The sequence below is a fragment of the Enterococcus sp. AZ089 genome (genome assembly GCF_050547225.1).
In the GTDB taxonomy this organism is placed as follows: Bacteria; Bacillota; Bacilli; order Lactobacillales; family Enterococcaceae; genus Enterococcus_D; species Enterococcus_D entomosocium.
In genome coordinates, this window is sequence record NZ_CP172954.1 from 2,435,367 (window position 1) to 2,450,077 (window position 14,711).

General features: G+C 43.7%; 15 protein-coding genes and 1 riboswitch. Of the genes, 1 reads left to right on the plus strand and 14 read right to left on the minus strand.

Annotation, left to right across the window (positions count from 1 at the left end; translation table 11 throughout):
* Window positions 1-6 precede the first annotated feature (6 nt).
* Window positions 7-108, minus strand: a riboswitch (THF riboswitch).
* Between the two features lie 230 nt (window positions 109-338).
* Entirely contained in the window at window positions 339-521 is a 183-nt protein-coding gene (locus IGJ01_RS11280) for a hypothetical protein (protein ID WP_142423653.1), read from the minus strand.
* A 31-nt stretch (window positions 522-552) separates the two neighbouring features.
* Window positions 553-1,818 carry an MFS transporter gene (locus IGJ01_RS11285; protein ID WP_430601086.1) on the minus strand — a complete coding sequence of 422 codons (1,266 nt, stop codon included), beginning with the start codon at window positions 1,816-1,818 and terminating at the stop codon, window positions 553-555.
* A 222-nt stretch (window positions 1,819-2,040) separates the two neighbouring features.
* On the opposite strand from IGJ01_RS11285, the gene IGJ01_RS11290 reads away from it, so the two are divergent.
* Entirely contained in the window at window positions 2,041-2,697 is a 657-nt protein-coding gene (locus IGJ01_RS11290; protein WP_034872302.1) for a Crp/Fnr family transcriptional regulator, read from the plus strand.
* 55 nt (window positions 2,698-2,752) lie between these two features.
* On the opposite strand, the gene IGJ01_RS11295 is transcribed toward IGJ01_RS11290, so the two are convergent.
* From IGJ01_RS11295 to IGJ01_RS11350, 12 genes are all read right to left on the minus strand, one after another.
* A complete protein-coding gene (locus tag IGJ01_RS11295) occupies window positions 2,753-3,145 on the minus strand; it encodes an OsmC family protein (protein WP_194199514.1) in 393 nt (130 codons plus the stop codon).
* Window positions 3,142-4,032, minus strand: a complete 891-nt coding sequence (locus IGJ01_RS11300; protein ID WP_016613553.1) for an ATP-binding cassette domain-containing protein — start codon at window positions 4,030-4,032, stop codon at window positions 3,142-3,144. Before IGJ01_RS11300 ends, IGJ01_RS11295 begins: the two co-directional genes overlap by 4 nt.
* The gene (locus IGJ01_RS11305; protein ID WP_005234835.1) at window positions 4,032-4,910 is read right to left on the minus strand and encodes an ABC transporter ATP-binding protein; all 879 of its coding nucleotides are present in this window, start codon (window positions 4,908-4,910) and stop codon (window positions 4,032-4,034) included. Before IGJ01_RS11305 ends, IGJ01_RS11300 begins: the two co-directional genes overlap by 1 nt.
* Window positions 4,911-4,913: 3 nt before the next feature.
* Window positions 4,914-5,744 (minus strand): ABC transporter permease, encoded by an 831-nt coding sequence (locus tag IGJ01_RS11310; protein WP_005234832.1) that lies wholly within the window; start codon window positions 5,742-5,744, stop codon window positions 4,914-4,916.
* Entirely contained in the window at window positions 5,744-6,703 is a 960-nt protein-coding gene (locus IGJ01_RS11315) for an ABC transporter permease (protein ID WP_005234830.1), read from the minus strand. The genes IGJ01_RS11310 and IGJ01_RS11315 overlap by 1 nt, the downstream gene beginning before the upstream one ends.
* A 72-nt stretch (window positions 6,704-6,775) precedes the next feature.
* Window positions 6,776-8,356, minus strand: a complete 1,581-nt coding sequence (locus IGJ01_RS11320) for an ABC transporter substrate-binding protein (RefSeq protein ID WP_430601087.1) — start codon at window positions 8,354-8,356, stop codon at window positions 6,776-6,778.
* 50 nt (window positions 8,357-8,406) lie between these two features.
* Window positions 8,407-9,237, minus strand: coding sequence for a MetQ/NlpA family ABC transporter substrate-binding protein (locus IGJ01_RS11325; protein ID WP_005234826.1), 831 nt, complete (start codon window positions 9,235-9,237; stop codon window positions 8,407-8,409).
* Between the two features lie 255 nt (window positions 9,238-9,492).
* Window positions 9,493-10,587 (minus strand): aminotransferase class I/II-fold pyridoxal phosphate-dependent enzyme, encoded by a 1,095-nt coding sequence (locus IGJ01_RS11330; protein WP_430601088.1) that lies wholly within the window; start codon window positions 10,585-10,587, stop codon window positions 9,493-9,495.
* On the minus strand, window positions 10,577-11,776 hold the full coding sequence (locus IGJ01_RS11335; protein ID WP_430601089.1) for a MalY/PatB family protein: 1,200 nt from the start codon (window positions 11,774-11,776) through the stop codon (window positions 10,577-10,579). The genes IGJ01_RS11330 and IGJ01_RS11335 overlap by 11 nt, the downstream gene beginning before the upstream one ends.
* The gene (locus tag IGJ01_RS11340) at window positions 11,766-12,734 is read right to left on the minus strand and encodes a homoserine O-succinyltransferase (protein ID WP_430601090.1); all 969 of its coding nucleotides are present in this window, start codon (window positions 12,732-12,734) and stop codon (window positions 11,766-11,768) included. Before IGJ01_RS11340 ends, IGJ01_RS11335 begins: the two co-directional genes overlap by 11 nt.
* 399 nt (window positions 12,735-13,133) lie before the next feature.
* Window positions 13,134-13,904, minus strand: a complete 771-nt coding sequence (locus IGJ01_RS11345; RefSeq protein ID WP_016613561.1) for a C39 family peptidase — start codon at window positions 13,902-13,904, stop codon at window positions 13,134-13,136.
* Between the two features lie 138 nt (window positions 13,905-14,042).
* Complete coding sequence (locus IGJ01_RS11350) at window positions 14,043-14,654, minus strand: hypothetical protein (protein ID WP_005225537.1); 612 nt, start codon at window positions 14,652-14,654, stop codon at window positions 14,043-14,045.
* Window positions 14,655-14,711 lie beyond the last annotated feature (57 nt).

Sequence of the window (14,711 nt, forward strand, 5' to 3'; positions counted from 1 at the left end):
AATTCATGCAGCGAATGCGAAAATAAAACCGCGAACGAATGACCGTTCTTCGTCCGAAAGGCAACATCCCATCCTTTCAGCACTTAACGCTTTATTTCCTACTCTGATTTTTATTAGGTATTACTACCCAGACACACTATAGCATACAAGCGCGGACTGCCACAATTTTTCTTGCTTATTTTCTTGTACAAACTCTGCCAATGTTCGCTTTTCTTTTTTGCGCATCAAAAAAACGCTTTTCTTATGTGAATTTTTCTGCCACCAGTAAGTGAGCAACAAACATTCTCAAAAAAAGCGTTCATTCCTGTTTATTGTTTCATTTTATGCCTTATGACAATTTATCCAATTAAATTGTCATTGATCAATACCGATTTGATGTCGCGTAATTGATGATCGATAGAAAGTTGTTCATGGGTCATCGTTGCGGTGACCTCTTTCATAGCGTGCATTTCTTCATTTAATTCGTTGATGTTCGTCACTAATTTGTTCAATGCTTCAATAATCAATTGATTGTTATCCATGGTGAAACACTCCTTTTTGTAATGGTTGAGGTCATTCTTCTTCGTTGATTGGCTGCTTCAAAGTACCAACGGCGGCAACTGCGCGTTTCGTTTTATAAAACAATTTGTATAAAACAAGAACAACGACTGGGATCAGTCCGCATAAGATGTAGATCTGCGAGTAATCAAACAGACCGTGCAAGCTTCCTAATGCATAGGGACCTACGCCTAAGCCGAGGTCCAGCCCGATGAAATAGGTGGAGAGCGCTACGCCAACACGGTGAGGATCGACCTCTTTTAGACAAACGGCTTGGCCATTCGACATGAAGGTGCCATAGCCCAAGCCGACAAAGCAACCCGCAAGCAACAACATCCAGCTGTTGCCGGTAATACTCAATAGGAAAAGACCAAGGGTCAAGAAAAGAAAGCTAGGATACATGACCGCATCTGCGCCATGGCGGTCAAATAGTTTGCCAGTCATTGGTCGTGTGAAGGTCACGGAAAGTGCATAGACGATGAAGAAAAAAGCACCGGCCGTTTCTAACCCAAGGTCACTGGCGTAGATCGACAAGAAGCCGAGAACACTGGAATAAGCCAAACCGATCAAAAAGGCAATCCCGGAAATGAAAAAGACTTTTGGTTCGACAAAACTTTTGATGGACCATTTTTTTAGTTGTGCTCTGTGTTCTTCTGTTAATGGGATGTTTTTGACTGGGAACCAGAAACACGCGATGGCTGTTGCGATTGATAAGATGGTTGCTAACCAAATAATGAAATCAAAGCCGACGGTCGGTAATAATAGCATGCCAATAAAAGGTCCGACTGCTGCTGCTAAACTGGTACTTAATCCATAGTAATTGATCCCTTCGCCATGTTTGGAAGCTGGGATATATGCTGTGACGATCGCATTAGCCGCAGTTGAGACGGCGCCGTAAGCAAAGCCATTGAAAAAGCGCACGGTATCTAAAATGTAGATGTTGACCGAGATTAAATAGGCAGCAGTGGTAATAACATAAAACAAAATCCCCCAGCGCAAAACGGCTTTGCGACCGACTAATTCTAAAATTTTTCCAACATACAAGCGAGCGATCAAGGTCCCGATGATGTAGATCCCCGCTGCCAAGCCAGCTTGTGCGGTGGATGCCCCTAACTCCTGAGTGGCAAATTTCGCAGTGATGACGACAAAACAATAATACACGAGAAAGACGATAAAATTGATCAAGGTAATCGTGATAAACCCTTTGTTCCATAGTTTTTCATTTTTAGTGGACGGCAACGAGCTGACGACTCCTTCTTGATTGGTTTCCCTATCTGACATGTTTCTTCCATTCCTCCTGTTTGTGCTGTGATGCGTTTTACTATACCGAAACTTCCTCTGCTTGAAATGCGCTTTTGCTGTTAAAAAAGAGCATTAACAAGAAACATTAACATTTGTTATTGCTTTTTCACTAGAAATGTCTTTTAATGAAGCTTGAATAGAGGATATTTCATCTTTTTTTCAGAAAATGTTGGGTTGGCATCAAGTGAAGGAGTAACGCGGGTGGAAAAACAGATATTACGTGATTATTTAGAAAAACAAGCAATACCGATCGTTATCCGTAAGAAAAAGAGTTACTTGACGTATGAGGGGATCCCGGATCGGTACGTCTATATTTTAAAAAAAGGCATCATCAAAACTAGCGTAGTGACCCATGAAGGGCGCGAATTCAACTTGCGCTATTTGACGGATTTCGAGATCGTCTCTTTGTTTAAAGACGAATCCTCTCAAGAAGTCGAAGCCCCTTTTAATGTGCGGGTTGAATCAGAAGAAGCCGAATTATACAAAATCGTGCGGGATCAATTTTGGGCAGATGTCAATCGTGACCGTCTGCTACAGGATTATGTCAAAGAGTATTATCGGAGAAACTTGATGGATACGATGAAAAAGATGCAGCAAATGCTGATGAACGGCAAATTTGGTGCTGTCTGTACCCAAATCAATGAGCTCTATGAAACTTTTGGGGTTCAAACAACAGAGGGCGTCTTGATCGACTTTGAAGTCACCAATGAAGAGATCGCTCGCTTTTGCGGCATTACCTCTGCCAGCAGTGTCAATCGAATGATGCAAAAATTACGAGAATCTGGTGCTCTAAAGAGTGTCGATCGCAAACTATTAGTGACCGATATCGACTTTATTCGGGAGAATATTATTTATTGATCAAAAAAGACTTTGTACGCCTTTTGGTTTCAGGCACACAAAGTCTTTTTTTCGATTAAATAAACGTCACCGTTTCCGTCACTTCGATCGTTGGATCTAACGATTGGATCACGGGGCAATTTGGTGAAACGAGTTTTAGGCAACGGGTCGCTTTGTCATGATCAGCTTCGGCGATTTTCGCATAAAACTGAATGTGGATAGCACTGACTGGTTGGGCTTTTTTGTTGTCGTCTCGGTCATAGCTGACTTCGATCTTTTCGATTTCTGCTTCAACCTTTGAATTCTCTAAGACAGATGCGTATACATAGCCGCCGCAAGCAGCTACCGCACTCACAAGCATTTGGACTGGCGAATAGCCTTTTTCCCGTGCTAACACCCAATTGCCAGTTGGGGTCGTCATTTCAAATTTGTCGCTTCCTTGATGGATCGTCAATGTTTCTACTGTCATCGTTTTTCTCTCCTCACAAAATGATCTGGTTCAACTTCGACCCATTCATACAATGGTGTCAAAGTAATCGTGCTTTGAATTTCCGTTTGTTCCATCGCACCTCTTGCTAACACAGGATCAGCGATCGGCGCTGCTGCTAATAATTTCTTCGTGTAAGGATGCAGCGGATTTTCAAACAAACGGTCGGTAGGTGCCAATTCAACTAATTTCCCTTGATACATGACGGCTGTTCGATCACTGATATGACGAATCACGGACAAGTCATGGGAAATGAATAAATAAGACAATGAAAACTCTTTTTGTAGACGCAGTAGCAATTGGATAATCTGAGCCTGAATGGAGACATCTAATGCCGAAGTCGGTTCGTCACACAAGACGAACGCCGGGCGATTGACCACCGCACGAGCGATACCGATCCGTTGCCGTTGTCCGCCGCTGAAACTGCGAGGCAGTTTATGGACGTCATCACCGATGATCCCGACGATCGCTAAGATTTCTTTGGCTTTCGCTCGAGCAGCATCTTTCGTTTCATGATACAACGGCTCCATCACCAGTTCAAGTGCTGTCATACGGGGATTCAATGATGAATACGGATCTTGGAAAATGATCTGCATTTGCTGATACGCTGCTTTGCGATCTTCTGCCGTCAATGCTGTTATCTCTTTGCCTTCAAAGAAAATCTCCCCGCTTGTTAAGGTCTCTAAATTTAAAATACTGCGTCCTAAAGTGGTTTTCCCACTCCCAGATTCCCCCACTAGCCCCAATGTCTCGCCCCGATGGATCGTTAGGCTGACATCTTCGACCGCTCGGACTTCACTGACAGTGCCGCGCCAGTTTTTACTGCGAAAGATTTTCGTCGCATGTTCTACGCGAATCAGTTCTTCCATTATTCTGTCACCTCCTGATTGCGCCAGACGCGATGTGTCTTAGATAGTTGCGTTTCTTGCAGTTCATCTGCCAATGTCTCATGATAGTCAAAGACTTTTAATTCGGCATGCTTGTCGCCTAAATGGGCCGCCTGCAATAATTGTTTCGTATAAGGATGTTCCGGCTGATAAAAAATTTCTTCCGTGGTTCCTTCTTCCACGACTCGGCCTTGATACATCACTTTAATAAAGTCGCACATTCCTGCAACGACCCCAAAGTCATGGGTCACAAGGACGACGGAAAGCTGGTTCTCTCTTTGCAGGTTTTTGATCAATGCCAAAATCTGTGCTTGGATCGTCACATCTAAAGCCGTTGTCGGTTCATCTGCGATCAGCAATTTCGGTTGCGCCAACAAAGCCATGGCAATCATCACCCGCTGACGCATCCCCCCAGATAGCTCATGAGGATATTGTTTCATGCGTTGTGCTGGAAAAGGTATGCCGACTTTTTCTAACTCTTTGACGGCGATTTCTTGTGCTGCTTTTTTCGATACTTTTTGTGAGCGGCGAATCACTTCAATCAAATGATAGCCAATCGTGCGCAAAGGATTTAACGAAGTCATCGGGTCTTGAAAAATCATGGCGATCGGTAATGTTCGACGATCGGTCACTGCTGCTCCTTCAAATGTATAACTGGTATAGTGATCGGTCACTTTATCAGGCAAAAGATCCATGACGCTTTTCATGGTCATACTTTTGCCGCTGCCAGATTCGCCAACGATCCCAACGACTTTGCCCTTAGGAATTACCAGATCAAGATTTTTTACTAACGGTTTCGGACCGGTTTTGCTTTGAAATGTCACATTCAACGCTTCGATCGCTAATAACTCTGTCTTCATCGGTCACACCTCTCTCTGCAAGACATGTTTGATCATGTCGCCGATATTGTTAAAGGAATAGATGGTGAAAATAACAAAGAGCCCTGGAAGAATCGCCATGTATGGTGCCCGCTGCAAGCTGTTTTGCGCGTTTTGCAACAGACTGCCCCACGAAGCCATCGGTTGCTGTATTCCTAAGCCTAGAAAACTCAAAGCCGATTCGGTCATGATCGCTCCTGAAATACTTGCAGATGCCGCAACGATCAAGGTAGGAAGCACTGCTGGGAAAACATGCTTCACGATAATACTAAATGAAGAACGTCCGATAAATTTCCCGTAAGCGACATATTCCCGTTCTTTCGCCGCTAACGTTTCACCACGAATCAAACGAGCGATGTTCATCCAGGAGAAGCCGCCGATCACAATAATAATCGTGGTTAGTCCGGGACGTAAAAAGACGCTCAAAACGATCACTAACACCAACCAAGGAATCGATGACAATACATCGACGAGCCGCATCAGCAGGTTGTCGATCCAACCGCCAAAGTAGCCAGAAACAAGACCGACAAGAGTCCCAATAAACGTCGCTGTGATCATTGCCAAAACACCTACAAACAATGATACCCGACCGCCGTAGACGACCCGAATAAAGTAATCTCGCCCCACTTCATCGGTTCCAAATAAATGAGACCAACTCGGCGGCTGTGACATGTTGCTGACATCCGTTGCATTAGGATCGATGGGGATCAAAGGTGCAACAAGCGACAAAATAATCAATAACGTCAGGAAAACGACAGAAAAGGTATAGATGGGCGAAGCAAGCATGACTTCACTGATTTTTTTGAAACGTTTCATTACTTACTCCCTCCTTTACGGATACGTGGATCAACCACGGAGTATAATACATCCGCTAACAAATTCCCTAAGATGACCAGTGTTGCTGACAACAGCATGATGGCCATGATCACAGGATAATCGAGGCTTTTCGTCGCACTCATCAAGTAAGGGCCGACGCCCGGCCAGCCGTAGATCGTTTCTGTAATGATCGCACCGGTAACTAACATCGGCAACGCCAAGCCGATTTGGGTGACAACGGGAATCAAAATATTTCGACTAATATGACGGCTGAAAATCTGCCATTTGCTGGCATGAAATGCCCGTTGCACCATCACGTAGTCTTCTGAAACTTGTTGTGTCGCTGATGCCCGAATATACCGCGTCAAATCTGGGAAGAAGGCGACAGTCAATGTGGTATAAGGCAAAATAAAATGCTGCAGAAAATCGCCAAAATCCCCTTCTTTACCGACCGTATACATGCCAATGATTGGAAACATATTTAATAAGTAACCAAACACATAAATCAAGATCATCGCAAACCAGAAGGTCGGCACAGCGATTCCTAGAGATGCCACAGCGTCAATGATCCGATCCCAAATCTTTCCTTTGTTGGCAGCAGCCAACAGGCCCAAAATGATGGCCAACAACAAGGCAGTCAAATAAGCGGGGATCACTAGGCGCATGGTATTGGGAATCCGAGTCGCAAGTTCTTGTGAAATACTACTTTGAGACACCAAAGAAAAGCCAAGATTACCGGTAAGAATATTTCTGATCCAAAGAAAATATTGAACCAAAAAGGGTTGATCCAAGCCATAGCGCTGCCGCAAAAGATCGATTTGCTCTTGCGACATATTGGGTGTCGTGATGGAGTCGATCACATCATACGGTGCGATATGTATAAGTGAAAAAACGATAAAAGAGATCACAAACAGCAAAGGGATTGCTTGCAATACTCGTTTTGCAATGTATCGAAACATAACTGACCTACTTTCTTTTTCATAGAAAAAAGCTGTGATAAAAAAGATTCCTCTTTATCACAGCCAATGGATTTACTTGATTGTCAATTTAGACATATCTTCGAATGTATAGATTGGGATCAAACCTGCATCTTCTACATTACCAATTCGGTTATTGACCGCTAGGATTTTCTTGTTGTCAACGATTGGGTAAATGATCGCTTCGTCAGCAATGGCCTTTTGCAAATCATCATACAATGCTTCACGTTTGTCCGTGTCTAATTCAACTGCTGCTTGGGCAAACAAATTGTCAATGGTTTCGCTATTGCTTTGGAAGTAGTTGGCACTACCGCCAGTTTCAAATAGACTGCCGTATAAGTCAGGGTCATTTCCCATGATATACCCGCCAAGGAATAAGTTGTACTTCGTTGAATCAGGTTTCTTCAACTCGGTAAAGATCGCTGTACCATCGCCACCTTCAAGTGTAACCGTTATGCCTGCTTGTTGCAATTGTTGTTGGATCAACGTAGCTTGGATCGTTTGGGCTGGATCGGTTGAGTTGAAAGCCAAATTCAATGACAAATCAGTCACACCAGCTTCTTGTAAAAGTTCTTTTGCTTTTTCAGCATTCGTCTCATATTTTTCAACATCATCAGTGACGTATGGGTTGTTCGGTGGCAAGAATGAATATGGTGTTGCATAATACTCTTCATCTAAATATGCTGCTTGATTTAATTCATCTTTGTTCAACGCATAGAGAACTGCTTGTCGAACTTTCACATCTTGCAAAGCATCTGAGTGAGTGTTCAAGCCTAGATAACCAACACGGTTTTCAGTATAAGGATAAACAGAGATCTGCTCATCATCTAAGTCTTCAATATCTGAAGGCAAGACAACGGCTGCATCCACTTCCCCTTTTTGCAAAGCGACTTTCGCAGTATCGGTACTTTCGATGATGCGCAACGTCACATTTTGAATCGAAGGCTTGCCGCCATAATAGTTTTCATTGGCTTCAAAAGTAAAGTACTCACCACGTTTGTATTCTTTCAGTTGATACGGACCAGTGCCGACTGGTTTTTCAGGCAGTTCACTGACAGAGAAGTCGGTAACATCTTTAAAGATATGCTCAGGAATGATGTATGTTTCGGTTGCAATATTGCTGATCGCTGCCGCACTCGGTGTCGGCAACACGAATTTGACGGTGTATTCATCCACTTTTTCGATCGAGATTGGTTGGTCGTCGACCCAAAGGGAATCGGCATTGCCATTTTCTTTTTTGACTTTTTGTTCATATGTGAAAACAACGTCATCGGCGGTAAAGTCTTCGCCATCTGACCATTTCACATCTTGTTTCAAATGTACTGTCAATGAAAGGCCGTCTTCAGCTGGTTCCACTGATTCTGCCAACGCATTTTGTGTTGTTCCGTCTGCTTCCACTGTAACTAGTGGAGAATAGATCATGTTTGTCACTGTCAATCCCCAACGATCACTGGTGTTGATCGGGTTAGTGGACGATGGGTCCCCGCTGATCGCATAAGTGAATGTTGAATCATCCCCAGCTCCAGCTGCACTACTGGTTGACGTTTCTTCTGTATTTGATCCACCGCAGGCTGCTAGAACAAATCCTAGTCCAACGACGGCAACACTTGCTAAACCTTTTTTCCAATTTATCATTTTTCCATCCTACTTCCTGTTCCTATATAGTAATAGTCGTTTTTAACTTTCTATTCCCATACAGGTATACTAGATTTCTTTGTTACTTCCTCGATGATTGCTTTTACTTCATCGGTCTGATAATATCGAACGACCGTTTGGTAAACGTCATTGTCTGCTTCGTCTGCTCGCGCAGCGATCACATTATAATAAGGCTTGGAGGAATCAGCCACAGGTTCTAAGAAAATCGCATCTTCTGTAGGAACCAAACCAGCATCGACGGCCATGCCATTATTGATCAAAGAAATGTCGACATCGGTCATTGCCCGAGCAGTTTGATTGGAGTCAAGTAGCTCAAATTTCAGGGCTTTGGGATTGTCAATGACATCACTGGTTGTTGGCAGTAAACCTTTTGATTCATCCAAAGTGATCAAACCGGCGGTCTGTAAGAGTAATAGTGCACGGCTCTCATTTGAGACATCATTGGGTAAAGCCACCGTAGCACCATCTGCCAATTCGTTGACATCGGTGATTTTATCGGAATAAATACCAAGTGGGTTTAATGTCGTATAGGCAATCGTCGTGTTGGAATAACCACTTTCTTCGTTGACATTGTCCATAAAAATCTCCGTCAATGCTGCGTGAAGGTCAATTGAGCCATCCTCAAGCGCCACGATTGGCTGACGATAATCGGTGAATTTCACCAATTGCAAGTCGATATTTTCGTTTTCCTTCAATTCTTCCTGCACATGTTCCCAGGCTTCGTTTTGCTCACCCACGACACCCAATTTGACAACGGTGGCTTCCTCATCTGCTTGACTGCTGCCGCAAGCGGCGAAGCTGAACAATGCCAGCAATCCAAGAGCCCCTGTTGCCAATCCCTTTACTACGTTTCTTTTCATCCCTTTTTCCCCTTTTGTTCCCTCCTCAGATCAGTCGTCCCGTTTTCTTGACGTATTGCTCAACTAGACCAATTTCACCTCTGTTTCTCAAAACAAATTGTTTTTTCAAAGGAGAAATGGCAAATGCCTGTTGCCGTCAACCGAAAACATCGGACTCACTATTCATATGTAGTGTAACTTTATCCTATACAACTAAAACTGTCAATAAAATTACTCTACAAAAGTAAGTTTTTAACTAGCTGATCTGTGGTCGGGTTATTTGAATATCTTCAGTGCATTTTCTAAGTCATCGATCAAATCTTTACTACTTTCGATCCCAATGGAGATCCGTAAAATATCCGGCGTCAACCCATAAGATTCTCGTACCTCTTGAGGAATATCCGCGTGGGTCTGTGTCGTTGGATACGTGATGAGACTTTCCACACCACCTAGGCTTTCCGCAAAGGTAAAGACCTGTAATGCTGCTAAAAAGCCGCTGATTTTGGTTTCATCAAGCACCCGAATACTGATCATCGCGCCGGCGTTCGGATAAAGCACCTCTTTGATCGCCGGATGGGCTCGTAAAAAGCGGCCGACTTCCTTGGCGTTGGCTTCCTGCCGTTCAAAGCGCAATGGCAGCGTCTTTAAACTACGAATAAATAACCACGTATCAAAGCTGCTCAAGGTAGGGCCAGAAGTATTGGCTAAATAGTTCAAACGCTCCCCCAGCTGCGCATCTTTTGCGATCACGACACCAGCCAAAATATCATTGTGGCCAGATAAGAATTTGGTGCCTGAATGGATCACTAGATCCGCGCCATCTTCTAAGGGCAACTGCCGTAAGGGCGTCAAAAAGGTATTATCTACGATCAATAGCGCCCCCTGTTCGTGAGCAAGCTTGGCGGTTTCAGCAATATCCGTCACGGTCATCAAAGGATTCGTCGGGGTCTCTAAGAAGACAGCCGTTACCTCGTCAGTTAATTTTTCACTTAATTCGGCTAAAGTACTGAAGGTATCGAAAAAGGCCCGCTGGCTATTTTCCAGTTCCGCAAAATAGCGAAAGCTACCGCCGTACAAGTCACGAGAAACCAAAAAGCGGCTGCCGCTGGCAAATAAATCAAAAATCAAAGCGATCGCACTCATGCCAGAGCTGGTCACTACTGCCCGAGCCCCTTTTTCTAATTCGGCAAGGCCTGCTTCTAAAATATCCCGGGTCGGATTTTTGGTCCTAGTATAATCATAGCCGGTACTTTGCCCCAATTCAGGATGTGCAAAGGTCGTGGAAAGATAAATTGGCGGACTGATCGCCCCGGTTTGCTGATCCGAATGATTGCCTAATTGGGCGAGAAAAGTTGCTGTATCAATGTTCATGTCGTTCCTCCTTTTTGATTGCCTCAATCAAACGATCAAGGGCTTTTTGAATGATCGTTGGTGTTGTCGCAAGATTCAGACGAATCAAGCCCTGACCGTCTTGTGAAAACCATTCCCCATAGTCGACTGCCAGACCGGCAGTATCTTGGATCACGTGCTTGGTTCGTTCTTTGGCGATGACTTGCCGCAGATCGACCCAGAGAAGATAGGTTCCTTCTAATGGCAGGAGCTCAATTTTGGGAAATGCTTCTTGCAGTTGCTGGCGGACCATTTGTTCATTGGCAGCAACCACCAAAAGCAGGTCATCTAGCCATTGATCCCCCGATTCATACGCGGCTTTCGCAGCCACCAATCCCAAACGATTGACTTCCGTCTGCTTGTATTGTCGGCACCAAGCCTGATAGGCTCTGCGCATCTCTAAATCAGGAATCCAAACATGAGAGAGTAATAATCCTGCTAAGTTGAAGGTTTTTGAGGGCGAATCCAGAACGATCAGCTTCTCAAAGCCGAACCCCTGTGCCACTGTCACGGCTGAAACAAATTGCTGCTCACCGAGTATCAGTTCACGATGGATCTCGTCGGCGATCACGACAACCTCATGTTTTTGGCAAATGGCCAATAACTGATGCAGTTCTTTCTCTTGCCAGACCCGTCCTACTGGATTGTGGGGGGAGCAGAGAATAAATAGTTTCACTTTTTCTTCAATAATTTTGGCTTCAAAAGCAGCAAAATCGATTTGATAGGAATTCTTCACCTTTTGCAAGGGTGCTTCTATCAAGCGCCTTTTCGTCTCTTTGATGCTGTCAAAAAAGGGATAATAGACGGGCGGCTGGATCAAGATGCCATCGTCTCGTTCTGTGAAACAATGAAGCAAATCAACCAAAGATTGGACGACCCCTGTGGAAAACGAGAGCCATTTTTCTTCGAATTTCGTCCCCCAGTGGCGATCTTGCCAAGCTTGATAGGCTAAAAAATAGCCTGAGGGGGGAATCGCATAGCCAAAGGTTCCTTGAGCAACCAGTTGCTGCAAGGCTTCTTCCACTGCCTTTGGCGCCGCAAAATCCATATCAGCTACCCATAAAGGCAAAAGCTTTTCTCCTTGGAACCGTTGATCCACAAGATCCCATTTTAAAGAATTGGTGCCTTTTCGCTGCCTGGCATAGTGGGAGAGAAAATGCTCAATCGTCATTGATACTCACCCGACCTTCTGGCTCACTACCGATCCGATAGCCTTCTTTCGTGGGCGTGACGGACAGGTCATACGGCGTTCGCAAATAGGTTTCATTGATCCAATTGCTGAAAAACAAAGAGGCATGTCCTCGCCAACGGTTGGTGATTTTTCCGCCTAAGCGGTCATAGGCAAAGTAATTTTTGGGCAATGCGGTATCTAAGCCCCGTTCCATGTCTCGCAAGTACTCTTCATTCAAGGTCGTTGAATGGTATTCAAAATGTCCTAGCAAGAAGGCATTTTTATGATCTTCTGATACGAAGATGGAAGGCCCTGTTTCAACGCCCGCTGCCAATATTTCTAAAGGCGCTTGGGCCAGCTGGACATCATCGATGCCAGTATAGCGCGAATGCGGTGTATAAAAGACGTCGTCAAAGCCCCGAACCAGTGGATGAAAATGCGTGACTGTTTGTTCGAAGACACCGAACAATTTGCTTTGGTACAATACTTTGTCGATACCGTAATGGTAATAAAGCCCCGCTTGTGCCCCCCAGCAAATATGTAGGACTGAAGTGCAATTCGTCTGACTCCAATCCATGATTTCTTGTAGTTCTTGCCAATAGTCAATGGCTTCGAATGCCATTTTTTCAACTGGGGCTCCGGTGATGATCAAGCCATCGAATCGTTGCGGCTGGATCACTGAAAATTCTTGATAAAACTTTTCCATGTGATCGACAGAGGTGTTTCTGCTTTCGTGGTATTTCATTTTTAGTAAAGTCACCTCAATTTGCAGTGGACTTTGGGAAAGTAAACGCAACAACTGATTTTCTGTAGCGATCTTTTTCGGCATCAAATTGACGATCGCGATTTTCAAGGGACGGATCTCTTGCTTCGCCGCTTTATGCTGCAGTAAGGCAAAGACATTTTCTTTTTGCAGGACCGCTGCAGCGGGTAATTCTTTGGGAATAATGATTGGCATTGCTTCAACCCCTTACAGATAAATTTCTTGTTGAAGAGAAAGCGAACAGTTTCGGCTGTGAAAAACAAAAAAAGCCGCCCTTTTATCCTTATGGATAAAAGGGACGACTTGATGCGCGTTACCACCCTAATTCGTGCTATTCTCACAAATAACACCTCAACAGTACACTATGATACTTGGCGCTGTAACGGGCGCATGCCGTTTTGCTGGCGTGAACCGACAAAAAAACTCAGAGCTCATCTTCACTGATCACCGCATGTCTCCTTTTTCACCAACCGGAGTCTCTGTACCTTTGTTGATCTGCTACTCTTCTCTTCAACGTTATCGAAATCTTTGTTTAATTTTAAAAAATTATAATTGTTTTTTCATTTACTGTCAACGGCAAGTTGAGACTTTTTCTTAGATTTCTTCTAAATATAAGTATTGCTGACCCATTTTTTCATAGATCGCTGCTAAGTCTTCTTTGCTGACTTCGCGATCCTTATGTCCATAAGGGTCGTTGACATACATCGTATCACCATCGATGCCAGTGATCACCACCGAATGAATCAATGCAGTCACAAGGATTTCGCCATTTTGGGTATTCCATTGAAAGAAATCAGCATCGGTAGGTACTTGTAATTCTAACGTCGCGATCATCCAAACTGGTTTCCCAGATTGCAGGACTTTGACGATCTCATCAAAACTTTTGTCTCGTCCACTAACGACTTCATATTGCTCTTTTACAATACTTTCGGCGACATCAGTGATCGGTTCTACGTCAACACCCATCGCGCTATCGCCGCCATAGATGTTTCCAACAAAGCCTTCTCGCGGATCTCCATGGTGATTATAATCCTCATAAAGTGGGACATACACTAATTCTTCTGCCAATTGATTTTTATTGGTATCAAATCCGTAAAAATTCAAGAGCATCGATAAAGCAGTTACTTCACAACCATTTCCTAACGTAACTTCATCGAATTGATTTTCTAACGGAACATCCAATTGAATAACGTCACTGTATTCAGGCTCTGGTGTTTGTTCTTCATCCGAAAGTGCTAGTGTCAATTCATCCTCTATCTTTTCAAAGGGGGACTGCCCATTCTTACTGTCATAAAAAATCAGCAGAAAGAAGAGCATCAAGACGAACATACCTAAAAGTAACCGTTTTAACTTTTTCTTCTTCATCTACTTCCTCCTCTTTTATATTATAACTTATTTCTGTTTATTATTTCACTATAATAAACGTTTTAAGAAGGAGTATTTTCTTAATCTGAATACAAAAAAATAGACCCGTTTACGCAGCGGGTCTATTCAAACTGGCGCTTATGCCGCTTTCTTCTGTTTCTGAATAAAGCGTCCTTTTGCTTTTGAAAACGAACGAATATCAAATTGTTTGCTTAAGGCACCTGCAACAAAATAAGCCAAATTGAAATCGATCAAGCTATGGATCAAGCCACCGATCCCCATCAAAACGAACAAGAAATAGTAGAAATTGCCATCGAATGCTGTCCCTGGTACATTTCCTGTGAAGTAAAAGGCGGCAACGACTGCCATTTCAACGGCAGAATGAATCAGTCCGATAATCAAGTTAAAGCTCTGAAATTTGATATTCAATAAAGAGGGTTTGCCATTTTTCAGTAAAATATCTGGGTGCTTCTGTAAATAAAAGGCACCGATGACTGCAAAAACAACATGGGACAATGCCCGTAATGCAATGATTGGTGGTAGTGTTAAGAAAAAGCCAAAGGTCGTTCCTAAAGCTACAGCGATCGCCATCGCTGGTGAAAAGAACATCGCCACAAATACGGGAACATGGCTAGCTAAGGTAAAAGATGCAGGTCCGATGACGATTTTGGGCATTACCATGGGAATGACGATCCCCATGCCGATTAACAATGCAGCGATCGTTAAATGGCGGATGGAATGATTTTTCATTTATACTCTCTCCTTCAATGTGTCATGACAGTTCTGTCTTGCTTATTCTACTGGTAT